Annotated in this window: 24 protein-coding genes; 13 read left to right on the top strand and 11 right to left on the bottom strand. The window is 59.6% G+C overall.

All coding sequences use genetic code 11. The features are described from left to right. Nucleotides 1–22 precede the first annotated feature (22 nt). Nucleotides 23–445, top strand: coding sequence for a LapA family protein (locus ACJD00_RS01125; RefSeq protein WP_418908123.1), 423 nt, complete (start codon nt 23–25; stop codon nt 443–445). 43 nt (nt 446–488) lie between these two features. On the opposite strand, the gene ACJD00_RS01130 is transcribed toward ACJD00_RS01125, so the two are convergent. Beyond that, the gene (locus tag ACJD00_RS01130) at nt 489–935 is read right to left on the bottom strand and encodes a PGPGW domain-containing protein (RefSeq protein ID WP_418908124.1); all 447 of its coding nucleotides are present in this window, start codon (nt 933–935) and stop codon (nt 489–491) included. A 279-nt stretch (nt 936–1,214) separates the two neighbouring features. On the opposite strand from ACJD00_RS01130, the gene ACJD00_RS01135 reads away from it, so the two are divergent. Beyond that, nucleotides 1,215–2,180 (top strand): diacylglycerol/lipid kinase family protein, encoded by a 966-nt coding sequence (locus ACJD00_RS01135; protein WP_418908125.1) that lies wholly within the window; start codon nt 1,215–1,217, stop codon nt 2,178–2,180. 569 nt (nt 2,181–2,749) lie between these two features. Here ACJD00_RS01135 and ACJD00_RS01140 read toward each other — a convergent pair. From ACJD00_RS01140 to ACJD00_RS01150, 3 genes are all read right to left on the bottom strand, one after another. Continuing rightward, a complete protein-coding gene (locus ACJD00_RS01140) occupies nt 2,750–3,793 on the bottom strand; it encodes a fatty acid desaturase family protein (protein WP_418908126.1) in 1,044 nt (347 codons plus the stop codon). Between the two features lie 613 nt (nt 3,794–4,406). Beyond that, complete coding sequence (locus ACJD00_RS01145) at nt 4,407–5,069, bottom strand: potassium channel family protein (RefSeq protein WP_418908127.1); 663 nt, start codon at nt 5,067–5,069, stop codon at nt 4,407–4,409. A 37-nt stretch (nt 5,070–5,106) separates the two neighbouring features. Continuing rightward, nucleotides 5,107–5,934 (bottom strand): HAD-IIA family hydrolase, encoded by an 828-nt coding sequence (locus ACJD00_RS01150; RefSeq protein WP_309410490.1) that lies wholly within the window; start codon nt 5,932–5,934, stop codon nt 5,107–5,109. A gap of 134 nt (nt 5,935–6,068) precedes the next feature. Here ACJD00_RS01150 and ACJD00_RS01155 point away from each other — a divergent pair, with 134 nt between their 5' ends. The 5 genes from ACJD00_RS01155 to ACJD00_RS01175 all read left to right on the top strand — a co-directional run bounded on the left by ACJD00_RS01155 (nt 6,069) and on the right by ACJD00_RS01175 (nt 11,440). Next, on the top strand, nt 6,069–6,725 hold the full coding sequence (locus ACJD00_RS01155; protein ID WP_309410133.1) for an RNA methyltransferase: 657 nt from the start codon (nt 6,069–6,071) through the stop codon (nt 6,723–6,725). A gap of 177 nt (nt 6,726–6,902) precedes the next feature. Continuing rightward, on the top strand, nt 6,903–8,351 hold the full coding sequence (locus tag ACJD00_RS01160; protein WP_418908128.1) for a peptidoglycan DD-metalloendopeptidase family protein: 1,449 nt from the start codon (nt 6,903–6,905) through the stop codon (nt 8,349–8,351). A gap of 116 nt (nt 8,352–8,467) precedes the next feature. Next, complete coding sequence (fbaA, locus tag ACJD00_RS01165; RefSeq protein WP_309410131.1) at nt 8,468–9,490, top strand: class II fructose-bisphosphate aldolase; 1,023 nt, start codon at nt 8,468–8,470, stop codon at nt 9,488–9,490. Between the two features lie 2 nt (nt 9,491–9,492). Beyond that, nucleotides 9,493–9,906, top strand: coding sequence for a DUF3151 domain-containing protein (locus tag ACJD00_RS01170; RefSeq protein WP_418908129.1), 414 nt, complete (start codon nt 9,493–9,495; stop codon nt 9,904–9,906). 118 nt (nt 9,907–10,024) lie between these two features. Then, nucleotides 10,025–11,440 (top strand): serine hydrolase, encoded by a 1,416-nt coding sequence (locus ACJD00_RS01175; RefSeq protein WP_418908130.1) that lies wholly within the window; start codon nt 10,025–10,027, stop codon nt 11,438–11,440. 39 nt (nt 11,441–11,479) lie between these two features. Here ACJD00_RS01175 and ACJD00_RS01180 read toward each other — a convergent pair whose 3' ends face one another. Next, entirely contained in the window at nt 11,480–11,965 is a 486-nt protein-coding gene (locus ACJD00_RS01180; protein ID WP_309410128.1) for an Lrp/AsnC family transcriptional regulator, read from the bottom strand. A gap of 105 nt (nt 11,966–12,070) precedes the next feature. On the opposite strand from ACJD00_RS01180, the gene kynU reads away from it, so the two are divergent. The 3 genes from kynU to ACJD00_RS01195 all read left to right on the top strand — a co-directional run bounded on the left by kynU (nt 12,071) and on the right by ACJD00_RS01195 (nt 15,505). Further along, on the top strand, nt 12,071–13,345 hold the full coding sequence (gene kynU / locus ACJD00_RS01185) for a kynureninase (protein ID WP_418908131.1): 1,275 nt from the start codon (nt 12,071–12,073) through the stop codon (nt 13,343–13,345). 85 nt (nt 13,346–13,430) lie between these two features. After that, a complete protein-coding gene (locus tag ACJD00_RS01190) occupies nt 13,431–14,834 on the top strand; it encodes an amino acid permease (RefSeq protein WP_418908132.1) in 1,404 nt (467 codons plus the stop codon). A gap of 47 nt (nt 14,835–14,881) precedes the next feature. Next, the gene (locus tag ACJD00_RS01195; protein WP_309410125.1) at nt 14,882–15,505 is read left to right on the top strand and encodes a thymidine kinase; all 624 of its coding nucleotides are present in this window, start codon (nt 14,882–14,884) and stop codon (nt 15,503–15,505) included. On the opposite strand, the gene ACJD00_RS01200 is transcribed toward ACJD00_RS01195, so the two are convergent. Beyond that, entirely contained in the window at nt 15,502–16,035 is a 534-nt protein-coding gene (locus ACJD00_RS01200) for a TetR family transcriptional regulator (RefSeq protein WP_418908133.1), read from the bottom strand. The genes ACJD00_RS01195 and ACJD00_RS01200 overlap by 4 nt on opposite strands. Before the next feature lie 98 nt (nt 16,036–16,133). On the opposite strand from ACJD00_RS01200, the gene ACJD00_RS01205 reads away from it, so the two are divergent. Further along, complete coding sequence (locus tag ACJD00_RS01205; RefSeq protein WP_418908134.1) at nt 16,134–16,697, top strand: TetR/AcrR family transcriptional regulator; 564 nt, start codon at nt 16,134–16,136, stop codon at nt 16,695–16,697. After that, a complete protein-coding gene (locus ACJD00_RS01210) occupies nt 16,694–17,650 on the top strand; it encodes a DMT family transporter (protein ID WP_418908135.1) in 957 nt (318 codons plus the stop codon). The genes ACJD00_RS01205 and ACJD00_RS01210 overlap by 4 nt, the downstream gene beginning before the upstream one ends. Here the strand turns inward: ACJD00_RS01210 and ACJD00_RS01215 are convergent. Genes ACJD00_RS01215 through ACJD00_RS01225 form a run of 3 tightly spaced genes read right to left on the bottom strand, consistent with a single transcriptional unit; the run spans nt 17,586 to nt 21,277 of the window. Then, nucleotides 17,586–18,869 (bottom strand): MFS transporter, encoded by a 1,284-nt coding sequence (locus tag ACJD00_RS01215; RefSeq protein WP_418908136.1) that lies wholly within the window; start codon nt 18,867–18,869, stop codon nt 17,586–17,588. The two genes, ACJD00_RS01210 and ACJD00_RS01215, sit on opposite strands and share 65 nt — an antisense overlap. Before the next feature lie 33 nt (nt 18,870–18,902). Then, a complete protein-coding gene (locus ACJD00_RS01220) occupies nt 18,903–19,805 on the bottom strand; it encodes a carbohydrate kinase family protein (RefSeq protein ID WP_418908137.1) in 903 nt (300 codons plus the stop codon). After that, the gene (locus ACJD00_RS01225) at nt 19,802–21,277 is read right to left on the bottom strand and encodes a glycoside hydrolase family 32 protein (RefSeq protein WP_418908138.1); all 1,476 of its coding nucleotides are present in this window, start codon (nt 21,275–21,277) and stop codon (nt 19,802–19,804) included. The genes ACJD00_RS01220 and ACJD00_RS01225 overlap by 4 nt, the downstream gene beginning before the upstream one ends. Before the next feature lie 118 nt (nt 21,278–21,395). Between ACJD00_RS01225 and ACJD00_RS01230 the strand changes: the two genes are divergently transcribed. Next, nucleotides 21,396–22,421, top strand: coding sequence for a LacI family DNA-binding transcriptional regulator (locus tag ACJD00_RS01230; protein WP_418908139.1), 1,026 nt, complete (start codon nt 21,396–21,398; stop codon nt 22,419–22,421). Here the strand turns inward: ACJD00_RS01230 and ACJD00_RS01235 are convergent. Both ACJD00_RS01235 and ACJD00_RS01240 read right to left on the bottom strand, forming a co-directional pair. After that, a complete protein-coding gene (locus ACJD00_RS01235) occupies nt 22,418–22,978 on the bottom strand; it encodes a histidine phosphatase family protein (protein WP_418908140.1) in 561 nt (186 codons plus the stop codon). The genes ACJD00_RS01230 and ACJD00_RS01235 overlap by 4 nt on opposite strands. Beyond that, nucleotides 22,975–23,787, bottom strand: coding sequence for a MerR family transcriptional regulator (locus tag ACJD00_RS01240; RefSeq protein WP_418908141.1), 813 nt, complete (start codon nt 23,785–23,787; stop codon nt 22,975–22,977). The genes ACJD00_RS01235 and ACJD00_RS01240 overlap by 4 nt, the downstream gene beginning before the upstream one ends. Between the last annotated feature and the right edge of the window lie 29 nt (nt 23,788–23,816).

Consider the following 23,816-nt stretch of genomic DNA (forward strand, 5'->3'; position numbering starts at 1 on the left):
CTCTAAGGAGCCGGCATCCATCATGAAGAAGCCTTCCGTTCCATCATCTGAAGCACGAAAACCATCCACGCCGAATTTGAACCAACCATCCACAATGCACTCGCACGCAAAGCCCTTTGACGCCCACGAAATCTATGAGTCGACGACGTCCCCCAATACAACTGGAACGCCACAATATAAGGACAAAGCGTCTCGCACTGCGGTTGTATGGGCGGCCCTGATCGTCGGATTACTTCTTCTAGTTCTGCTCATCATTTTCATTGCTCAGAACCAGGCTGCTGTCACGCTTGAATATTTCGGTTGGAACGGTTCTGCTGGCCTAGGCCTGACCATGTTTATTTCCGCTGTTGCCGGTGGATTGTTGGTCGCTGCTGTGGCCGTTGCCCGGATCCTGCAGCTCCGATCCATTATCTCGGCACAGCGCAAGGAACTTAATCACCAGTGAGCGTCAAGTGGTTGTTGTTGTTAGGGCCATGCACTTTTGAGTTCTATGGTTCGTTGCGGAAATGGTGAAAACTGTAAATCAGCGTGCCCAAAGCGATTATCCCAGAACCCATGAGGGTTAAGCCTGTGCCCCACCCTCCGAACAGCCACCATTGAGAATCAATTGTCCACCATGTGGGTACGGGCGTTCCGATGCCCCACCACGTGCCTATTCCAAGAAGGAGACAAGCAAAGAGCGTACTAAGTAAGATTCTGGGCCAAGTCTTGACACTCAGACGAGCTAGACCCATAGCTTTTCGCTTAATCGGTCGCAAGAGCCTTTTGGCCCATTTATAGCGCACGGACAATAGTGCCACTCCTCCGGCAGTAAGCAACAGCCCAGGGCCCGGAAGAATCAATGCAGCAAGACCAGTGAGAACGAGAAGCCAGCCAGCGGCTTCAACACCGCGGAATTTCAGCCATTGGGTCGCTCTCCGATTCCACTCTTTCATTAGTTACGTTTGCTCCCGTCTGGCATATTGAGTCCGAGTTCGTTGGGTTAGATCTAACTTAGGCCTACATCGACGAACACCAAACTGGTAGGAACAATTCACGGCGAACGCGCATTTTACACTGTCTATCGCCTCAGCACCGCTAATCCATGTGAAAACACCCCAACGACACAAACATAGAACCAGTTTCTTCAGAACCCACTCCAAAATTAGACAGGTAAGCCAGCTAGATTCAGGCTGAGTCCCGAAGTTGTCCTATTTCATCGCACAGGAAGTCTCGTGACCAATCCGCATGCCGCAGTCGTTTACAATCCAGTTGCAGCGCCTCTAGAAGAACTCAGACAGGACGTTCAGCGCCAAGAAGCACGACACAAATGGGCCCCGACAACTTGGCATCCTTCCGATCCTAAAGACTTTGGCGCAGGTGCCGCTGTACAAGCACTCAAGAATCACCCCGAGGTCATAATCGTCGCAGGAGGTGATGGAACAGTCCGCTCAGTAGCCAGTGTGCTCATTGATTCCAACGTTCCGATAGCTATGGTGCCCTGCGGCACTGGTAATGTGCTCGCACGAAACCTCAAAATTCCGCTCAATAATGTTGCCGACTGTGTTGCCAGGGCATTCCAAAAGGACTCGATTCTCATAGATGTTGCTGCTATCGAGCTTTGTCGCCCCGGTGGAAACCATGACAGGGAAATTTTTCTGGTCATGTCCGGGGTAGGTCTAGACGCCGACATGGCTGCTGCCACAAGCACACGATTAAAGAAGTACCTTGGCTGGATCGCATATAGCGTGCCAATCGCTCAATCGGTCTTCGCGCATAAACTCTTCAGCCTTACCTATTCCATCGATAAACAAAAGCAGAAGAGTACCCGTGCACACACTGTCATCATCGGTAATTGCGGAACTCTGAGTGGAAACATGCTTCTCATCCCCGCTGCTCGATTCGATGACGGTCTCTTGGACGTGGCCTTGATGCAGCCTACGCGACGATGGGGATGGACTAGAATTACGACAAAGTTAGTATTGCAAGGATTGATGCGGAAATCGGTACTCGGCCAAGAAATTATTGCCGGTGCGATGAACCATGATTCGCTCTCTTATCTGCAGGGAGATCGGTTTGACGCAACGTTTTCTATCCCACGACCTATAGAGCTCGATGGGGACAGTTTTGGTGTCGCTACGCAGATATCTGTAAGAATTATGCCTGATGCTCTCAGAATTAAGTCCATCTCGTCTGACTAAGATGATGCTAGAAAACTGAGATACTTGGGCTGTTTTCAAGCTGAACTTTTCCGAAAAGAGCTGGTAAAGGGACAGATATGAATCACCATGACCGTCGGAACATTGAGGAGAGCCCGAGGAATGACCTGCGTGCTGAGGAATGCTGAACAGGTAACAATGTGAACCAGGTATTGCTCTGATCCCCAGCGATCCAAGCTTCCTTGTCTAACATCCGACTTACAGGGACTTCAGTTGGGCGAAAGTCGAAAAGTGAAAGTTACTTTCTACGTTCACCGCTGGTATTATGCTTCTCTACGGGGATCTTGTGGTTATCGATCTGGATGGTCCCGGAGGGACAAAGATACTCAGCTTCTAGGGCGGAATGGACGTCATCTTGAGAGGGGTACATTTGCAGGAGCTCAACGAATCCGTGGTTTTCCTCCCTGTTCTGAAAAAGGCTAGGGGCTACCAAACCACAATTACCCGAAGCCACGCACATTGCGCCGTGGACAATAATCTTCATTTCGTTCTCCTTCTTTCCGTGCCTGCGTGAGAAGTTGCTTTTGGTCGCAAAACCTACGTTATGTTGATCAGCCTCGGTACCTGCGTACCAGGGGGCAGGCATAAAGGTCTTCAGCTTGTGACCCTACTTGATTGAGATAGGACACCACATGGGTGAAGGCCTGCCCTAAGCTCTGCTCGGTGTATTCAATGCCTAACTCAGAACAACGCTGGCGGACTATTTTCTGTACTTCAGGCAAGTTCGGACGCGGAATGACAGGAAACAAGTGGTGCTCAATCTGGAACTGCAGACCGCCCATCAAGAACCGTACTAACGGCCCATCAGTGATATTTCGGGACATGACCACTTGTCTACGGAGAAAATCTAGTTGTACATCAGCTGGAACAGTTGGCCTTCCGATATGGTTTAGTGCGAAAGCTCCGCCGAGCATAATCCCAAAGACTCCCACTTGAACCCCCAAGAATGCGATTGTTTTTCCCAGGGGTAAAAACGTCAGTAAAAAGACGACGTAAGAAGCATGTCGGATCATAATCATCAGCAATTCGACGTATCGGTGCCTCAAACTGGGGGTAGAGAGCAGCATCTTCACGGACGCAACATGCAAATTCAAACCTTCAAGGCACAGTAAAGGAATGAAAAACCAACCTTGTAAGCGTGAAATCCTGGCAGCTAATCCTTTGCGTCTCTCGCCGCCATCGGGAGTGAGAACCAGCACCGTAGACTCAACATCAGGGTCAGCACCTTCTTTATTCGGATTAGCATGGTGGGTATTGTGCTTGGCCATCCACCAGTTGTAGCTCAATCCCATTAAGAGCCCGGAGATGCAACGAGAGGTTCCTTCATTCCACTTCCTCGATGCGAAGATCGTTCGGTGAGCTGCTTCGTGAGACAGGAAACCAAGCTGGGCCATCACGAGCCCAATGAGCATGGCTGGGACCAGTTGTAGCCATGAATTGCCAAGTATGGCGACTACCGCCAGCAGACCAGCTAACGCCAGAATCCACCCGAGGATGCTCGTGGCGAAGTACGTGTACCTGCGACGAGCCAGTCCAGCATCATGGATATTGGCACTGAGTTCTCGGTACGATTCGACAAATTGATGAGATTGCATCCTGAACCTCAATCTGAGTTGAACGGCCAGCTTAATTCTGGCCGACTACAGAACTACAAGGCCACCATAGATCAGTCTGAGGCTGAAGCATACAGGAGAGTAGGTTTATGAGGCATTGCCTCGAAATACGCGAACTTTCGCTCAGCTTCAAGAATGAGGGGATCTTTCACTTTTGCAAAGTTAGGACCGACAGCCCCGCTTACGAGATCGTCACTGCGCGCCTGGCAGCCAAGTATACCGTCATCGTTGTTTGCAATTAACTACCATTTGAAGATGAGAGTTACAGAACTAGGGGTGTCTCTAGGCTGGAAGTAGCAGGCCCGTACCCGTCTAAGATCGTCTAAGTGCTTTTTCCTTGCCCTGATGACCGGAATGTAAAGACTTCCAATACGTCAAAATCTAGGTGGTCTTGATTGATTTGGCTCAAACCCCAGGATGGCGACCGCAATCAGGAAAACTTTGATTCCCTAGATACGAGCGAGCATTCTGAACGGGGCAGCGAAAGTGTTATCTAGGTCAGATCGTGGGAATGCGAAGTGCTGTCCCAGTAGAGATGCATCGACACGGGTATTGCTGAGGAGTCACGAGCGGTAAACGCAAGCGGATGTGAAGACTACTCGCGCCGACGATCGGCCTCAACGGATTGCGTCACCCAGGCGGCCACCCCAGCGGTGATCGAACCCAGTAGGGCAATGCCCACGAGCATCAACCCCACGGCGATGAGCCGCCCGGTGCCCGTGACGGGATAGAAGTCGCCGTACCCGACGGTCGCGCTGGTCACCACGGCCCACCACAGCGCATCCGAGAAGGTGGTGATATTCGCATCGGGGGCTCCCTGCTCGGCGTCCAGCACGGCCAGCGCCCCCAGCCCGATGCAGGTCAGTGCGGTAAAGCCGACATATACGCTGACCCGGCCCACCAAATGCCGGGTCAGGATCCGGTTCACCAGACGGGCCGCGGAGAGCACCCGCAAGATGCGAAGCGGGCGCAGAAAAGGTACTGCTATGAGCAGCACGTCGTACCAGTGCCGCAGGATGTAACGCGAACGTTGCTCGGCCAAGGCAATACGAATCGCGAAGTCAGTGGCGAAGGCGCCCCAGACCGTCCACGACACGGCGCGCAGGATCTCGGTCAGCGATGGGTCGAGCCGAGGGTTGAGTACCGGCCACGCGTAGGCGACGAGAAAGGCAAGGGCGAGGAGCACCAGTGGTACCTCGGCGCGCCTTTCCCAGCGCTCTACACGGGTCAGTTCGGTTGGCTGGGGGCTTGCTGGCATAGGCTCCAGACTAGAAAACTCCCCACGCGCCGTCGAATTACTCGCTCTCTTCGCTCTGCTCGAGCGGTGCGTTTAGTTCCGCGTGGAGTTCGGCCACCGAGGGGTAGCTGGTGTCTGGGCGGAATGGGAAGGAGGCGACTTCGTCGCGGGAGGTGATGCCCGAGTGGACCAGAACGGTCAACAGCCCGGCCTCCATGCCGGCGATGATGTCGGTGTCCATGCGGTCACCGATCATCGCGGTGGTCTCCGAATGGGCGTCGATCCGGTTCAGTGCCGAACGGAACATCATCGGATTGGGCTTGCCCACCACATAGGGAGTGCGCTTAGTCGCCTCGGAAATCAGTGCGGCCACCGCCCCGGTGGCCGGTAGCAAGCCTTCGGCCGAGGGACCGGTTGCATCGGGGTTCGTGCAGATGAAACGCGCCCCGCCTTCGATGAGACGGATCGCCTTGGTGATGGCTTCGAAGGAGTAGGTCCTGGTTTCGCCGAGGACCACATAGTCGGGGTTCTGGTCGGTCATGATGAACCCGGCATCGTGTAATGCGGTGGTGAGCCCGGCCTCGCCAATGACGAAGGCGCGACCGCCGGGCCGCTGGCGTGCCAAGAATTCCGCGGTGGCCAGTGCGCTGGTCCAGATGTTCTCCTCCGGCACATCCAGGCCGCTCGCCAAGAGGCGCGCACGTAGGTCGCGCGGGGTGTAGATCGAGTTATTCGTCAGGACCAGAAAGCGCAACTCGTTCGTGCGCCAGTAATCGATGAGTTCGGCGGCGCCGGGGATTGCCTGATTCTCGTGGACCAGCACCCCATCCATATCGGTGAGCCAGCATTGAATGTCATGAATGGAACGAGCGGCGGTTTTGACCATAGTCACGAGAAGTGGTCCTCTCTGGGATGTTTCAGGTGGGAGGCTATCGCCATTGATTGGTATCCCTCGGTACTCAAATCATGGCACATTCGGCGCGGACACGGCGGCTCGCAGAACGAACTACGCTTAAAGGTGTGAGTGAAGATCCGCAACAGCCCAGTGAGCAGCTACCCGTCGAGCCCGAGGTTGGCGTTGGCCCTTGGGAAGGTACCTGGCCCGAAGGAGGGCATTACGACCGTCAGCTTTTGGCCGAGGGCGACCGGCGCAATGTGGCCGACAAGTACCGGTACTGGTCCATGGATGCGATTATCGCCGACCTCGATGAGCGGCGTCACGATTTCCATATCGCCATCGAGAACTGGCAGCACGATATGAACATCGGCACGGTGGTGCGTACCGCCAACGCCTTCCTTGCCAAAGAGGTGCACATTATCGGCCGACGTCGCTGGAACCGGCGCGGGGCAATGGTCACCGATCGTTACCAGCATGTGCGCCACCACGCCACGGTGGAGGAATTCGTGACCTGGGCCAAGGGTGAGGGACTGAGCATCATTGGCGTAGATATCTTCCCCGATTCGGTGCCGCTCGAAACCTATGAATTGCCGCGCAACTGCGTTTTGGTGTTCGGGCAGGAAGGCCCGGGGTTGAGTCAGGAAGTGCATGAGGCCGCCGAGGCGACCTTATCCATCGAGCAGTTCGGCTCCACCCGCTCGATTAACGCGGCTTCCGCGGCCGGGATCGCTATGCACGCCTGGATTCGGCGGCATGTCTTCGGACAACGCGTCGGGTAACAAATAATGTATTTTGGAGTTCTTTTTGTCGAGCACCTAGATTAGTTGCCTGCTTCGTCTTAGGCTGGAGATCGGTTATCAAATCGTGATCCGGGGGCAATGATTGTGAAGAGGCGTCATCAGGTAAACCACGATCTTTTGTTGCCCGGACTGCCGCGGCGAAAGCGCTCTCTTGTCGTGTGGTCGAGCTCGGCAGTCGTTGCCTTAGGCCTATCCTCGGCGCTGGCATGGCCCATCGTGGCCCAACCGGGTGATAATCGGCAAGGAAATGCACCCATCGCGGTCGACGCCATCAACGTTCCCGAATCTTTCAAGGGGCCGGTGACCGTTAGCGAAGACGCGCCGGTCGCAGCCTTCCATGGCACTGGTTGGGACCTGGCCATCGACGGCCGCGTGACCGAATATGCCGGAGAAATGGCAACCGACGAATCCGATGAGGCCTCCGCCGCTTCTTCTGCCGGTGACGAAGAGGGCAACGCTCTGCTTGCCGGAGCCGTGGGTCAAATCGGGGATCTGCCCGGTGGCCTGCAACTGATGCATCCGGTAACGACCCGTCGCATTTCCAGCCCCTATGGGTGGCGCCAAAACCCCACCGGACCCGGCAACCAGATTCACATTGGCCAGGACTATCCGATCGCCTGCGGTTCCCCGGTGTACGCCAGCGAGGCCGGTACGGTCATCGTCTCCAACTGGGCTGGGCACTCGGGTATGCGTGTCACCATCGATCACGGACATAACGTCCAGACCGGGTACAGCCACAATTCCAAGTTGCTCGTGAAGATCGGCGAAAAGGTCAAGCAGGGGCAGCTCATCGCCTTGGCCGGCACCACCGGAAACTCCACCGGTTGCCACGTGCACTTCGAGGTGCTCATTAATGGTCGCTGGCACGATCCACGCAACTACTTGCCACGCATCCCGGGACAACCGGACGCTATGATCGACTCTTCGCACCTGACCGTGCGTTCGAAGAACGCGCCGCGCGGCAACAACAATCAGCAGACGGCGCCGAAGGACCAGAACATCAGCAAGGATCCGGATGTCGTGGTGCCGAAGGACGACACCCCGGTCGTTCCGAAACCCAAGCCGAAGCCGAAGCCGAAACCTTCGCCTAGCGATAAGCCGTCGACCAGTCCGAGCGAGTCGGAAAGCAAGACGCCGAGCACCTCGCCCACGGATAAGCCCTCGCCCAAGCCGACGAAGCCGACTGATCCGAGCGATAGCCCGAGCCCGACCGGTAGCGACAGTAAGACGCCGTCGCCCAGCGATGATACGAGCACGCCTACCGAGCCATCGGGCTCGCCGACGGAAAAGAATTCCGGGTCGCCGACGAAGCCGGTTGAAACTGAGGATTCTCCGTCGAATAGTTCGATTCAGACGCCGACTGCGCCGGCGGCTACTCCGAGCCTGAAGCCAAGCAAGTTGCTCACTCCCGAAACCCCGGCACCGACCACGAGCGCCGCTCCGAAAACCACCACCGAGGTCTCCCAGACGCCGGTGCCGCAGCGCACGGTTTCGGTGAAGCCATCGTTGAGCGAAACCTTCGTTCCGGAAACCGTCGTGGAACCGGAAGCGAGCACTACCTCCACGGTCACCAAGTCGGTATCGGACTCGACGGCGACGGAGTAATCTGCCGCGTCACTTAATGCGATCCGCGGCACATTTGCGCCCGGAGCCGATAGGATGGAGTGGAACTGCCGTCGACGGAGACGCGTCACCCCCGCTAATCACTACAGGAGTGAAGCATGCCTATCGCAACCCCCGATAAGTACAATGCCATGATCGATGCCGCGAAGGCCGGCGGTTACGCCTTCCCCGCGGTGAACGTCACCAGCTCGCAGACTTTGAATGCCGCCATCCGCGGTTTTGCAGAGGCTGAGTCCGACGGCATCATCCAGGTTTCGACCGGTGGCGCAGCCTACTGGTCTGGCGCCTCGATCAAGGACATGGTTGCCGGCTCGCTGGGCTTCGCCGCCTTCGCCCGCCAGGTCGCTAAGAACTACGGCGTGAACATCGCGCTGCACACCGACCACTGCCCGAAGGACAAGCTCGACTCCTTCGTATTGCCATTGCTTGCCGCCTCCGAGGCCGAGGTCGCCGCTGGCCGCGATCCGTTCTTCAACTCCCACATGTGGGACGGCTCGGCCGAAACCCTCGAGGAAAACCTGCGCATTGCTGCCGAGCTGCTGCCACGCACCGCGGCCGCCAAGCAGATCCTCGAGGTTGAGATCGGCACCGTCGGTGGCGAGGAAGATGGCGTGGAGAACGCCATCAATGACAAGCTCTACACCACCGTCGAGGACGCCCTGGCCACCATTGAGGCACTCGGCGCCGGCGAAAAGGGTCGCTACATCACCGCGCTGACCTTCGGTAACGTACACGGCGTCTACAAGCCGGGTAACGTGAAGCTGCGCCCGGAGATCCTCAAGGATATCCAGACTCAGGTTGGTGCCAAGATCGGTCAGGACAACCCCTTCGACCTCGTCTTCCACGGTGGTTCGGGTTCGTCCGAGCAGGAGATCGCCGACGCTGTTTCCTACGGTGTTATCAAGATGAACATCGATACCGACACCCAGTACGCCTTTACCCGTCCCGTTGCCGGACACATGTTCAGCAACTACGACGGTGTGCTCAAGGTTGACGGCGAAGTGGGCAACAAGAAGACCTACGACCCACGCGTGTGGGGTGCCAAGGCTGAAGAGTCCATGGCCGCCCGCATCGTTGAGGCTGCACAGCAGCTTGGCTCGGCCGGGAAGAGCATCAAGTAACGATGGTCGGAGAAAACCTGCTGGGAATCCCCGAAACGCTCCTGCCGGAAGAGACCGAGGTGATCGACCGCCTCGGCGCCGGCGACGAGCCGGCCGACTTGGCGGCAAAGTTCCCGTCGTCCTCACTGGTGTGGGCGCTGCTGTCGGACGAGGCACACGCCGAGGGTCGCATCGTGGAGTCCTACGCCTACGCGCGTGTTGGATACCATCGCGGGCTTGACGCATTGCGTAAGGCCGGCTGGCGCGGGCAGGGCCCGGTGCCGTGGCGGCATGAGCCTAACCGAGGATTCCTGCGCTCGCTCTACGCCCTCGGGCGCGGAGCGGCAGCCATCGGGGAGGTGGAGGAAGTCGAGCGGATCGGCAAATTCCTCAACGATTCGGACCCCACGGCTAAGGCTGCTATCGAGTCGAACTAGAAGCGCTACTAACGGTGGCCGACAGTACTGTCGGCCACCGTTCGTGTTTTGTGCGCTATCGCCTTGTATCGATTCTTACAAGTGTTTAGTTAGAGCGAAGACTAGAGGAAGGTGTAGCATGCGGACTGTGGGTCAGTGGGTTCAAGGCAAAGCCCAACTCGGGGTGAACGCCTTGACAATCGCGGTGCTCGCGCCGTTGTCGCTCGCCGGCTGCACGAGTCAGGGCACCGATCCAGCAACCGAATCGCCGGCCGCTTCAAGCCCTGCCGCGTCGCACCCGACGCCGGTGGCGATTCCGCAGACCCCGGCTGGTACCAAGGCAGAGAAAATTCTCGACATCCTCAATGCCCCAGAGGAAAGTACCGAGAATGATTGGAACGAGGAGCTGGCAAAGAGCTTCACCGACGCGGTTTCGGTGCAACAGGTCGTGGAGCTGACCAACCGGCAACTGCGCGGCGCCGGGCCCTACACCGTCGTTGGCTACGAGGGCGCGGAGCGCACCGCCTCGCTTCGGCTGGCTGGTCAAACCCCGCCCGATCTCACGATGCACCTGAACCTCGATAAGGCAGGGAAAGTTGGCGGGTTACGTTTCGTCCCCGCGCAAGATGAGCAGCGCACCCCGCTGGCCTCTTTCGACGAGGTCTCCGACGCTCTCGAAAAGCTCCCGGGCTCGGTGTCTGCGTACGTGGCTCGCACCGACGGCTCTGAGGTTTTCCTCGAGCAGAATGCCGATGAGAGTGCCCCACTGGGCTCAATGTTCAAACTGTACGTGCTGCTTGCCCTCGCTCAGGAGGTCGAAACGGCACGTGATCTGTCGTGGGATGACCAGTTGATCCTGCGCGATAAGGATAAATCGCTGCCCAGCGGTGAGCTCCAAAACGAGGCTGACGGTACGCGTTTGACGGTCTACGAGGCCGCTCAAAAGATGATTTCGATCAGCGACAATACCGCCACCGACATGCTCATCGACGCGGTTGGTCGCCCTGCGGTGGAGCGCTCCGTGCGGGACTCGGGGCACCACGACCCCCAAGAGCTTCATCCCTTTTTGAGCACCAAGGACATGCTGAAGCTGGCTTGGGGCAACACCGACCTGCTGGAATCCTGGGCGCAGGCGGACTCCGATCGTCGCTGGATACTGCATGAAAAACTTCAGGCTGAACCCTTCAAGGTCACGGTCGAGGACGTCGGAACCGAGCCGGCCTGGGATGAAGGCGCCGAATGGTTCGCCTCACCGAAGGATATAGCTCGCGTACATAACGCGCTACACGAACTCGCTGAACCTAAGGTCGCTCGAATTTTGACGGAGAATCCCGGAATAACGATGGACGGTTGGCGCCATGCGGCCTTTAAGGGTGGTTCGGATGTCGGAGTGTTGGCCGGAAGCTGGTTGGTCTCCGACGAAGCGGGTAACTCCTATGTCGCGGTGCTTCAGCAGAACTCCAAGGAACGGCAAGAGGCTCAAGATATAGCCGAGCAAGAGCAAGAATTCTTTCACATTGCCGGTGACATCATGAAGCTTTTGCCCAAGGGCTAACTCGCACCAACGAGCAGGACGTCCAAGTGCCTGCTTGGCTTAGCGAAGATGTTCGAAAATAATGGCGGTTTGCGTCGAGGAGAAGGCACGATTCGCTCCTAAATGGGTAGCGACGAACTGGCGAAGCTCGTCGATGCCACGGGTGGCTACATGAACAAGCAGGTCCGGGGTGCCGCCGAGGACGTAGACGTCCTTGACCTCGGGTAGTTCTCCGAGCGTTTTTGCCGATGCCAGCAGGCGATCTCGGGCATTGGCGGCGACGACGATGGAGATCATGGCCTTGACGGTGACGCCCAAGAGTTTTTCATCGATGTCCGTGGTGTAACCGCGGATCACGCCCGAGCGGCTCAGCGCTTTGACCCGGCCGAGGCAGGTAGAGGGCGCCAGTCCCACGCGTGCGGCCAGGACATTATTGGCCAAGCGGGCATCGTCCTTGAGTTCGCTGAGAATGGCCAGATCGATCTCATCGACACGCACCGGATTCGGCACGCTGGCTCCTTGGACGCTCCATTGTGAATCTGCCACGGTATTCCTCGTATTTTCTGACGGATAATTCGAGAGCGATCGAAGCACGCTGACTTTGATTCTACGATAGGGGCAGAAATAGGTCGTTCGGAAAGGTAGTAAACGGTGGCACTTGATCGCGAAACTCTGCAGGAACTAGACCGGGCCGATGCGCTCTCAGCTTTTCATGGACGCTTTGCGCTGCCGCAAGGCGTGATCTACCTCGACGGCAATTCCTTGGGTGCGCTTCCGGTGGGCTCTGCCGAGCGTGCTGCTCAGGTCATCACCGAGGAGTGGGGCCAGGGGCTTATCCGATCCTGGAATTCCGCGGGGTGGTTCGAGCTGCCGCAGCGGCTGGGCAACAAGCTTGGCCAGCTTCTTGGTGCTCACGAGGGCGAAACCGTGGTCACCGACACCACCAGTCTGAACCTGTTCAAGGCCCTCGCCTCGGCGCTCCGCACCCAGCGCGCCGACGCACCGGGCCGCCGAGTGATCATCACCGAACGCGATAATTTCCCCACGGACATTTACATCGCACAGGGCCTGAGCGACCTGATTAATGCCATGAGCGAAGAAACCGGGATCGACTATGAGGTCTTGTTGATCGACAGCGAAGCGGAACTGCTCCAGGCGCTCAATGAGCACACGGCAGTGCTTTCACTGTCGCATGTCAATTACCGCACCGGTGCCATGTGGGATATGCAGTCGATTACTGCCGCCGCCCACGACGCCGGAGCCCTGATGATCTGGGACTTGGCCCATGCGGCCGGCGCGGTGCCCGTCGACCTGAATCGCGCCGATGCCGACTACGCAGTGGGTTGCACCTACAAGTACCTCAACGGTGGTCCCGGCGCCCCGGCCTTCATTTGGGTCCATGCGCGCCACCACGCGCGGTTCTGGCAGCCGCTGGCCGGATGGTGGTCGCATGCCGAACCGTTCGCGATGGCCGAGAACTATGCGCCGGCTGACGACATTCGCCGCTTTATGTGCGGTACCCAGCCCATCACCTCGATGGCCATGGTCGAAAACGGCCTAGACATTAGCCTTGAGGCCGGGCTCGATGCGCTACGCCGTGCCTCCTTGGAGTTCACCGACCTGTTCATCGAGCTGGTCGAAACTCAGTGCGCCGACTTTGGCCTCGAGTTGATCACCCCGCGGGACCACGCGCAGCGCGGTAGCCATGTGAGTTTCCGCCACGCACATGGCTACGAGATCATGGCCGCGCTGATCGATCGCGGCGTCATCGGCGACTACCGCGAGCCAGAAGTGCTGCGCTTTGGCATCACGCCGCTCTACCTCTCGCGTACCGATGTCTACGATGCGGTGCAGATCCTGCGCGACGTCTTGCACACCGGTGCCTGGCAACGCGAGGAGTACCGGGTGCGTAACGCGGTGACCTAAGCCAGCGCCCGGCGATGGCACGCTAAGCTTGAAGGTCGTGGGCCGAGCGTGCCCACGACATTCGGGAAAGAGGGCACAGGTTTTTATGATCGGCACACCGACACAGTCCAGTCAGGAATCGAACGGGCTACGCCGGGTGCTGACCTCTCGCCAGCTGACCATGATCGCCCTTGGTGGTGCCATCGGCACCGGGCTGTTTATGGGCAGCCAGTTGGGGATCGCGATGGCAGGATCCAGCGTGATCTTGAGCTACCTGATCGGTGGCCTCATCGCGTTACTGGTTATGGGTGCCTTGGCCGAAATGACCGTCTATCGAGCCGCGGCCGGATCCTTCGGCCAATACGCACAGGACTATCTCGGTGACTTCGGCGGCTACCTGATCAGGTACATCTACTGGTCCGCACTGGTTCTTGCGGTGGGTACCGAGGTCAGTGCGGTCGGCGACTACATGCAATTGTGGTTCCCCGAGGTCCCGGCGATCTTTTGGGTGGTGCTCTTTTCCGCGGCCCTGCTGGCGGTCAACCTGGCTAATGTCCGAGCCTTTGGCGCCACCGAGTACTGGTTCTCGGCGATCAAGATCTTTGCCGTGGTGGCCTTCATTATCTTGGCCGCTTGGCTGGTCTTCGGGTCCGGTAATCCGTCTTATGGGTTTGCCAACTACACGGCGGAATCTGGATTCTTTGCACATGGCTTCGGAGGTATGTTTGCCGCCGTCATCGTCGCTATTTTCTCGTATATGGGTGTCGAAGTTATTGCCATCGCCGCCGCCGAGTCCAAGAATCCGTCGCTCGCGGTCCGCAAGGCCTTTAAGGTGACCTTTCTGCGCCTGCTGGTGTTCTACGTGCTGACCATGGGGCTGATTTTGGCGCTGGCGCCGGCCAGCGCGCTCTTGGGTGCGGGTTCTCCGTTCGTCACCGTGATGAGCACGGTGGGTATTCCCTTCGCCGATTCGGTACTGAATGTTGTGCTGATCGTGGCCGCGCTTTCGGCGATGAACGCGCAGCTTTACGCCGCCACCCGTACCCTACGATCGCTGGCTACGGCGGGCCTTGCGCCCTCCTTCGCCGCGCGGCTTGCCTCGAACGGTGCCCCGGTATCCGCCGTGGTGCTCTCCGCGGCCGGTATCGCGGTGGCGGCACTGGTCTACATGGCCACGCCCTCGGGAGGCCTTGGGGTGATGATCTCGCTGGCCACCTTCGGGGCCATGGCTACCTGGCTGCTCATCTTGCTGACCCACGTGGCCTTCCGACGCAAGCTGAGCGCGGCGGGACGCACCCTCGAGTTCCGTCTGCCCGGATATCCGCTAGCTTCCCTGATCGGCGCGCTGCTATTGGGCGCACTGCTGGTGACCTCGATTTTTACCGAACAATTTCGGCTGACGCTGATCTTCGGGTTGCCCTTTACGGCGCTGATTTCAATGCTCTACCTCGCCACCGGCCAGCGTCGTCGGCGTGCCGGGCGCCCCGGCGGTCCGGAGCGACTGGACTAAGCTGGTACGCGGCCCGGTAGGGGCTCAGTGGCGATAAAGGATGATACGTGGCGAAACTGTATTTTCGGTATGGGGCGATGAACTCCGGCAAGTCGACGGGTTTGCTGCAGGCCGCCTTCAACTATGAGGAGCGCGGTCAACGAATTCTCTTGGCAAAGCCCGGTATCGATACCAAGGGCGAGGCATCGATTGTTTCGCGGCTTGGATTGCAGCGCGATGTTGATTTTCTCATTGGTCCCAAAGATTCGGTGCGGGAACAGTTTCGCGCTCAGGCTTCGGGCGATGATCCCAACGCCCTGCTCACGCACGTGGACGCACCGCCGGTGGCATGCCTACTCGTGGACGAAGCCCAGTTTCTGACTCGTGAACAGGTCGATGACCTCTTGCGCATTGCCGTACTCGATGACGTTCCGGTGTTGGCTTATGGCATCCGGACGGATTTTCGCACCAACGCATTTCCGGGGGCCGCCCGTTTGATGGAACTGGCGCACACCCTTGAGGAGCTGAAAACCATCTGCCGTTGTGGGCGCAAGGCGATGTTCAATACACGGCGCGTGGGGGATGCGGTGGTTTTCGACGGGGACCAGGTGGCCATCGATGGACAGGACGTCTGGTACGAGTCGCTGTGCGCGAAGTGCTACCTCGAACTCTCGGGTGGCGCTCTGGGCTAGGGCAGGAGCCCAGCGACCGCGCGTTCTAGGCCAAAGTTGAATCCATCGGCCACCGGAGCGTCGATATCCAGTTGTACGAGGTTTTGCCGGTGGGCCACCGAGCCGAGGATGTGATTCAACAGTAGTTGCTGTCCGAATCCGGCCTGCATTTCGGTCAGTCCGGCGGACTGAAGGAGCTCGATGAGTTGCACCAGTGGGCGTAGTGGTTCGCTCTGTAATGCGATCGCCACTTGTACAACTTCGGGGCTGTCCTGAATTGGTAGCAGGGCGACATAGAGCTTACGGGTCAGGTGGAGTACGGCTTCGGCGGGCCGTGGATAGGCGCTCGGGTCGATGCTCAGTCCCGGCGCGTTAAGGAGTTGCGCCGCGACCTGGGCCAGCAGTTCTTGCTTATTCTTCACATGCCAGTAGAGGGCGCCGACCTGAACATCTAGTTCCTTGGCCAGGCGACGCATCGACAGATCGGCTAGGCCGAAACGCTGCAGAATATCCAGCGCGGTGTTGATGACCGTCGTCTTCGTCAATGCCATACCTTCAATTCTAGTGGTGTGGTTGGGGGTATAGCCTATTTAGGTTTCATAGACAGGTCTGTCTATTTAGACTAACTTGTCTACTGGAGGTGGTGCAGATGACGAAACCCAGCGCACGCACAAGAATTCTGCAGGCCGCGGCGGACCGCTTTTACGCCGACGGGATTTCGGCCACCGGCATCGACGCGATCATCGCCGACGCCGGTGTGGCCAAAATGAGCCTGTACAACAACTTTGAGTCGAAGTCCGGACTCGTCATGGCCTACTTGGAGCAGCGGCATACCGAATGGCTTGAGCTCTACGCCGCGCGGCTGGCGAGCAGCACCTCGGCACTTGAGCGGGTGCTCGCGGTGGTCGACGCCTATATCGATCATGCCGAAGCCGGCTATGCCCACGGGTTTCGGGGATGTGGACTGCTCAACGCCGCGGCTGAACTTCCGGTCGGGGAACCCGGACGGGCGGTGGTAGCCGGCCACAAGTCCCAGGTGCGAGGCTTTTTCGCCGAGCACCTCGAAGCGAATGGCTGCGCGGACCCCCAAGAAGTGGCCAGCCACTGCTCCTTTGTACTGGAGGGGGCCATGGCCCTGGCCGGCCTTGAAGGAAATAGTTCCGCCCTGCGCAAGGCGCGAACACTCATTCGCGAGTTAGCTGGTGGGCGGTGACGACGCGCGCCACCGCCGGGATGTTGCCACTGTTGGTGGCATCGGTGCTCTGGGGCACCACGGGTACCGCGGCGCACTTCGCGCAGGGGCTCTCACCGCTGGCCATTGGCGCCGCATCCCTAGGGTTCGGTGGGTTACTGCAGGCTTGCATTGCGCTGCCGGCCCTACGAAGTGCTCGCGCTCAGCTGGCTATACAACTCCGCACGATCGTGGTCGGCGCCCTGGGTATTGTGGTGTATCCACTGGCCTTCTATAGTTCTATGGCTATCGGTGGCATTGCGCTGGGTACCATCATTTCACTCGGGAGTGCCCCGTTATTCTGTGGCGTGCTGGAGCGGCTGCTCGGTACGGGAAAACTCACCCGTCGGTGGTGGGCTTCGGCCGGCCTGGGCATCGCCGGAACGGCGCTGCTGGGAGTATCGCGCACCGCCGGACAGGACGCGATGCCCGTGGTCGTGGTGGCTATCAGCGTGGGGTTGGGGCTACTGGCCGGGGCCAGCTACGCTGTGTACTCTTGGGCAACGGCGTGTCTGCTTTCCGCGGGGGTGCCGCGTGGCGCGGCCGTGGGGTCTATTTTTGGGCTCGGCGGGCTGCTGCTGATGCCGGTGTTTGTCATCACCGCCCACGGACTGTTCGCTGCCGCGCATAACGTTCTGGTGCTCGCCTATTTGGCGGTCATCCCCATGTTCCTTGGATACCTGCTTTTCGGGATGGCCCTGACCCATGTTTCCGCGAGCACCGCCACGACCGTCACGCTCAGTGAGCCCGCGGTGGCCGCAGTGCTAGCCGTGCTCATTGTCGGGGAGCGGCTTGGAGTCTATGGATGGTGCGGCATTGCGTTAATCGGCCTTTCGCTGATTCTGCTGCTGAGTCCGGCGCGACCGAGAGTTAAGCCACCGGCTCGCGGTGACGCAAAAAGGGATCGCCCGGTACCTGTTCCCGATCCTTCTTGAGCGTGAAATACCCGTAGATCCCGGCTAGCAAGACCACCGCGGCGATGAGCAGAAAGGTCGTGCGGTAGCCGGTCGTTTCATGCAACCACCCCAGCGGCGCCGAAAGCAGTACGTTGCCGACCTGAGCCGAAACTTGGAAGCCAACCATATACAGGGTCGCCGAGAGGGCTGGATTGAAGTGCAGTGTGAAGTAGCGAAAGACCGGAAGAATGAACAGCGGTGTCTCGATGGCATGCAACATCTTAATGGCCGAGACCAAGACCGGGTCGTCGACGAGGGCGCATCCTAGGATGCGGAAAAACATGATTCCCACGCCTAAAAGAAGTGCCGTGCGAACGCCCACGCGGCGCATCAGTAGGGGAACAACACCCATCATGGCCGCCTCGACGAAGACCTGCACGGAATTAAGTACCCCGTAAACCTGCTGGCCGGTTTCCTGGCTAGCGAAGAGCCCGGTGTAGAAATCGGGGAACATCTGCTGATCGAAGACCGTGTAGAAGGTCCAAGAGAACATGACGAACACAATGATCAGCCAGAGACTAGGCAGGCGTAGCAGACCCATCATGTCCCGTAGCCCGGGGGTGGAGGCCGTAGAGAGCTGCTGGTGAGAGCCCTCGGTTAATTGGGTGTCGCCCGCCGGCCAGAACACGAGTAGTAGCAGGTGAAGCAGGCCGAACGCCGAACCCACAAAGAAATTGATCATTGGATTGATGGTGAACAGGAAACCCGCGACGAGCGCGACCATTGCATAGCCGAAGGAACCCCACATTCGAGCCTGGCCATACTCGAAGCCGTAGCGGCGGCTGAACCGTTCGGTGAGAGCCTCCAGTAGGCCCACGCCGGCTAAAAAGGCCACCGAGAGCACCACCGCCCCCACGACAACGCCGAGCATGAAATGGGTTTGCAACAGGGGTTGATACACCCACAGGGCAAAGGGCCCGACTAGGGTGGAAACCGCTGCCACGAGAATGGCCAGGTGTTTCTTGGAGCCCAGCCGGTCCTGCGCGGCGCCGTAGCCAAACATCAACAGGAGCGTGACCAACGAATTTACCGAGTAAACCGTGCCGACCATCGAACCGCTCAGTCCGAGCCCCGAGTCCTTACTAGTGAGCCAGATCTGGAAAAACGACCACCAGATACCCCAAGAGGCGAAGAACAGCAGCATGGACAGCGAGCTGTGTAGGTAGGCGGGGTTCTTGAAAGGGTGTGTGGCGGTCATCGTTGACGGTACTTTTCTTCTAGGGTGGATCGGCTAGTCGGATAGGGCGGCGGCAAATGTCTTGGCCCATGGAGGGTTGGCCCCGCGCTGGGCCACGGTCAGCGCCGCGGAAGCTAGGGCATGATGTAGTGCACGGCGTACCTCGGGCGCGGTCGGTGAGCTGCCGGCGCGCAGGGCCTGGGCCAGTTCTCCGCTGAGTACGCCGTGGAGCAGGCCCGACATAAACGCGTCACCGGCACCGATGGTGTCTTGCAGCGTGGTCGGTAGCGCCGTGGCCTCGTAACGCTGGCCATCGGCTAACGCGCGGCAGCCGTCGGCTCCGCGGGTCATGACGCACAGCTTTGCGCCCAGCTCGGCTAGGTGCTCGAGCACCTGCCATTGATCGAGTTCTGGATAGAGCCACTGCGCGTCGACGTCGCTGAGCTTAACAACGTGACTGAGCGCCACCAACACTTCGATGCGCCGCACGGTCGCGGCGCGGTCGGTCACGAGATCGGGGCGCAGGTTCGGATCGTAGCTTCGTAACGTGCTCGGCTGCGCCGCACCGAAGGCTTCGACAATGCTATGTCCAGAAGGTTCGACCCAGACGGCGATCGAGCCGGTGTGCATGAGCTCGGGTGCTTCGGCCTCGCGCACTGGCGGTAATTGCTGGTGAATGTCGAAGGTGTAGTGCGCGTTGGAATGTTCATCCATTTTCACCAGTGCTACCGAGGTGCTCCGGTCGCTCACCGAGCCGTCGGCGAGCTCAACGCCCGACTCGGCGAGGTGTTCGGCAATTGCGCGTCCGTAGTCGTCGCGGCCAAATTCGGTATAGAAGCGCACCTGCTGACCGAGACGGGAGAGTCCCACCGCGACGTTCAGCGGTGAGCCGCCCGGATGGGCAATCGAGTCGACGACATCGACGAGGGACTCGCCTAATACAACAATCTTGGTCATTTGAGCTCCTGAGTGGCTGTAGACCCGTGTTGGGGTAGTGGCGTACAGGCTACGTCACTCTGCGCACCGCCGGGAATGGTCAGTAGCACGCGGGCCGGTGTCTCTTCTCCGGTGAGTTGGTCGGTCAGCGAGCGCAGGCCACCGGCGGCGAGCACTTCAAGTGACCCGGCGTCGAGCAGGAGTTGCGCGCAGAGCCGTCCATCCGATGGTGGAAGCGGCATGTGCTGGGTTGAGGGGTAGAGCTCGTGGTCGACACGGCCCGACGGTCGCTGGTGGGAGATCTGTTGCGCGCCGAGGAGCAGTTCGCTGAGCGGGCTACCGTCGGCGCGGAAAAAGCGTGCACGCACCGGTTCCTCGCCCAGGTCGCGGGCCTGCACGTCGATGAGCGTCGGTCCTTGAAGTGCCAGCTCGTGGGTGCCAGCTCCATAGCTTTCCGCGGCCGCCGCGGCGGGAAGTCCCACGAAGCGTTGGCGTACCGCGTAGCCGGTATCGGTGCGCAGTAAGTCCACCTTGCGGGCGGTGGTCATGGATCCGCGCCACCGCTCATGGGGCAGCTGACGGGCGTAGTCCCAATTGCTCATCCAGGCGATCAGCGTGCATCGGTTACGGGGCAGGCCATGGAAACTGACGCCGGCGTAGTTATCGCGTCCCCAATCTAGCCAGGCTCCTTCGGCAAGGGTAGCGAAATCCGTGTGATCTCGGGCCGGTTGCTCGTGGTCGGGGGTAAAGCTGGTGCCGTCGAAATCGCCGATGAAGTACTGCGTGCCCGAACCGCCGGCTACACCCCCGGGATTCAGCGAGAGCACGAGCACCCACTTCGTTTCGGCGCTGTCTTCGACTGGAAGCTCGAGAAGATCCGGGCATTCCCAGACACCCGCGCAGGCTGCCTGCGGCCCAAAGCCCGATAGCTCGTCCCACTCCAGTAGGTTTTCGGAGCGATAGAACAGCACCCGCCGTTCGACGGCCTCCACGGCCACCATTACCCAGTAGTCCCCGGCCGGACCGGAGTACCGAAAGACCTTGGGGTCGCGAAAGTCGGCGGAGTTGCGATCGAGTACTGGATTGCCGGCGTACTTGGTGAAGCTGTAGCCCCCATCTAGCGAGTAGGCCAGCGCCTGCGCCTGGTTCGAGCCGTCGCGGGCCGCAGCCGTGTAGAGCGCGATGACCGGTGCCGTGCTCCCGTCGCCCAACCCGCTGCTGTTATGCCGGTCGATGACGATCGAACCCGAGAAGATGTCATGCCTCTCGTCGTGCAGGATGGCCACCGGGTGTTCGCTCCAGTTCACGAGATCGCTGCTGGTGGCGTGGCCCCAGGACATGTTCCCGTGCTCTACACCGTGCGGGTTGTACTGAAAGTACAGGTGGTACAGCTCGCCGTCGAAGAAGAGCCCGTTGGGATCGTTCATCCAGTGTTGAGCCGGGGTGAAGTGGCGCGTGGGGCGCGGGACGTGAGCGATGGATAGCTGCGACAAGAACGCTCCTCGCGATCGTTGCTAAATTGATTTAGCACAAAACCATAGCAGTGGAGTCGGCGCCGAGCAATAGGCTAGGCTCAAACAATTGCAAAGACAGCGGTAGCAAGAGGGATACGTGAGCGCAGAAAAATCCAAGCGAGTCACCCTGGCGGACGTGGCCGAGGCCTCGGGCATGTCCAAGGCGTCGGTCAGCCTGATCCTGAATAATCGTCCCGGAAGCAGGTTGTCCGCCGCGGCGGTGAAACGCGTCCGCGAAGCGGCGGAACGGCTAGGCTATCGGCCCAACGTCGCGGCGCAATCGTTGCGGCTGGGTAAAACCCGCACGCTGGGATTCATTTCGGATCAAGTGACGGTGACCCGATTTGCTTCGGCGATGATCACCGGAATTCTGCGGGCCGCGGCCGATAACGACCATACGGTGCTGATTACCGAAACCCGCGGCGAGCCAGCCGAATTGACCAAGGCCCTGGATCAGTTGCGACAGCGCGATGTGGACGGCCTCATCCTCGGCTTCATGGACTCGCGGCTGCGCGATCTTCCCGAGCTACCCGAGGATCGGCCCGTGGTCCTGGTGAACTCCCACGACGTGCAACAGCACCCCAGCGTGATGCCGGATGAAAACGCGGCCGGTCGGCAGGCCGTACAACGCCTTGCGCAGACCGGAGCGCGTACCGTGGCGCTGGTCGGTGCGCTGCGCGCGGCCCAATCGAGCCCGGAAAGCTACCCCGGGATCACCCGACGCTTCGCGGCCTTGAACCAGGCGTTGGATAACTCGCCCCTGCACTTACTGGGGCAGTGGGAACTGGAGGACTGGAACCCGGCCGATGGCTATGTAGCCACCACGCAGCTCCTCGCGCAGGGGCACCGACCTGACGCGTTGATCTGTGCCAACGACCGCGTCGCCATGGGGGCCTATCAGGCGCTCGCCGAACACCGCTTGACACCGGGCGCGGATCTTTCGGTGATTTCCTTCGACGACGAGGTCATCGCCGGTTATCTCCGTCCCCAACTGACCACCATCGCCCTGCCCTACGAGCAGATGGGCGTCCGGGCGGTGCACAGCGTGCTCGGACAGCAGGAGCACTCCGGCGAGCAACTGATCGACATGCCACTCATCGAGCGGCAGTCTGTGCGCGACTAGCTCTGGCTGAGCACCTCGTCGTTGACCATGCGAAGAACCCATCCGGTGCTTTCGCGCTCCAGCAGGGCCACCGATCCATTGCGAATGGTGTCTAGGGTGTGCCCGGCAAAATGCGAGAGCGTATAGCGGATGATCGTGCCGTGGCAGACCACTGCCACATTCTTATCGGGGTAATCGGCGGCGATGCGCTCGATGGCTCGCAACCCGCGATCCACGACGGAGTCCAGAGGTTCGATGCCGCCGCCGATCTTCCCGGGCCAGCGCTCGGCGGCCACCGTTTCTTCCACGCCTTCGCCTTGGCCGTAATCGCGTTCGATCAACAGGTCATAGGCGGGCCCGAGCTCTAGGCCCAGCCCCTCGGCGATAATCTGCGCCGTTTCCCGCGCGCGGGAGAGCGGGGAGGAGACGATCACATCCCAGTCTCCCGCGCCGAGCACCTGCACTGCCTGGCGAGCCTGCTCGCGACCGGTGTCGTTGAGCGGAATATCGCTACTGCCCTGCAGTCGACCTTCGAGGTTCCATTGCGTTTGTCCGTGGCGGACGAATCCTAGTTTCACCCCTCCATTGAATCAGCCCGACGTACCGGTTGCTGCAATTCGGTGACCCAATCCTGCTGATCGGCGGAGTCGCTACGCACATAAAGCTCGCGGCAGGGGCCCGAGGGTACCAGTCCGCGGGCGATCAATTGTGCGTGGATGCTCTGCCAACTTTCGGCGATGCGGTCCATGGATCCAAGGTGCACCCCGCAGATTGCTGTGGCCTCGGCCGGCAACTGAATCTCTTCGAGCCCCTCGGGTACGGGGATCTCGAGCTCGTAGCCCACGCAGATGTGCAATCCGTTCTCCGTGGCCTCGTATTGAGCGATCGGCATGCCGAGATCTGTTCCCTCCAGCGTCGCCTCGACGCGGTGGAAGAGCGGACCCACAACGGCCCCGACCTCGGGCTGCTCGTTGACCGTGTGACGCGCCCCGAGCAGTCGTAGGGCTGGGAGTGACTTCTCGACGATTTCGATGGTGGACATGGCGTTTTCCCTTTCGATCAGGTGAAGCCGTCGCTGTACATCGCGCAGTCGGGCCGCCGCGGTCTGATATTCCCGTTCAACCTCGTCGTGACGGAGCTGCAGAAGCTCGGTCAAACGTTCAGCGTCAACTCCCTGCTGCAGGATCAGCGCAATATCCTCAAGGCCGAACCCCAGTTGTCGCAGCGCCACAATGCGGTGCAGGCGAGCCAGTTGCGAGGGATCGTAGGAACGGTAACCGGTGAAGCGATCGACATGGGCGGGTACGAGCAGACCGGCCGTGTCCCAATGCCGCAACATGCGGTGGGTTACCTGACCGATCTGCGCGAAGGCTCCAATGGATAGCATGTCTTTGTTATCCAATCTGCCACTGTGTC

The sequence above is a fragment of the Glutamicibacter endophyticus genome (assembly GCF_048457885.1).
Taxonomy (GTDB): Bacteria; Actinomycetota; Actinomycetes; order Actinomycetales; family Micrococcaceae; genus Glutamicibacter; species Glutamicibacter endophyticus.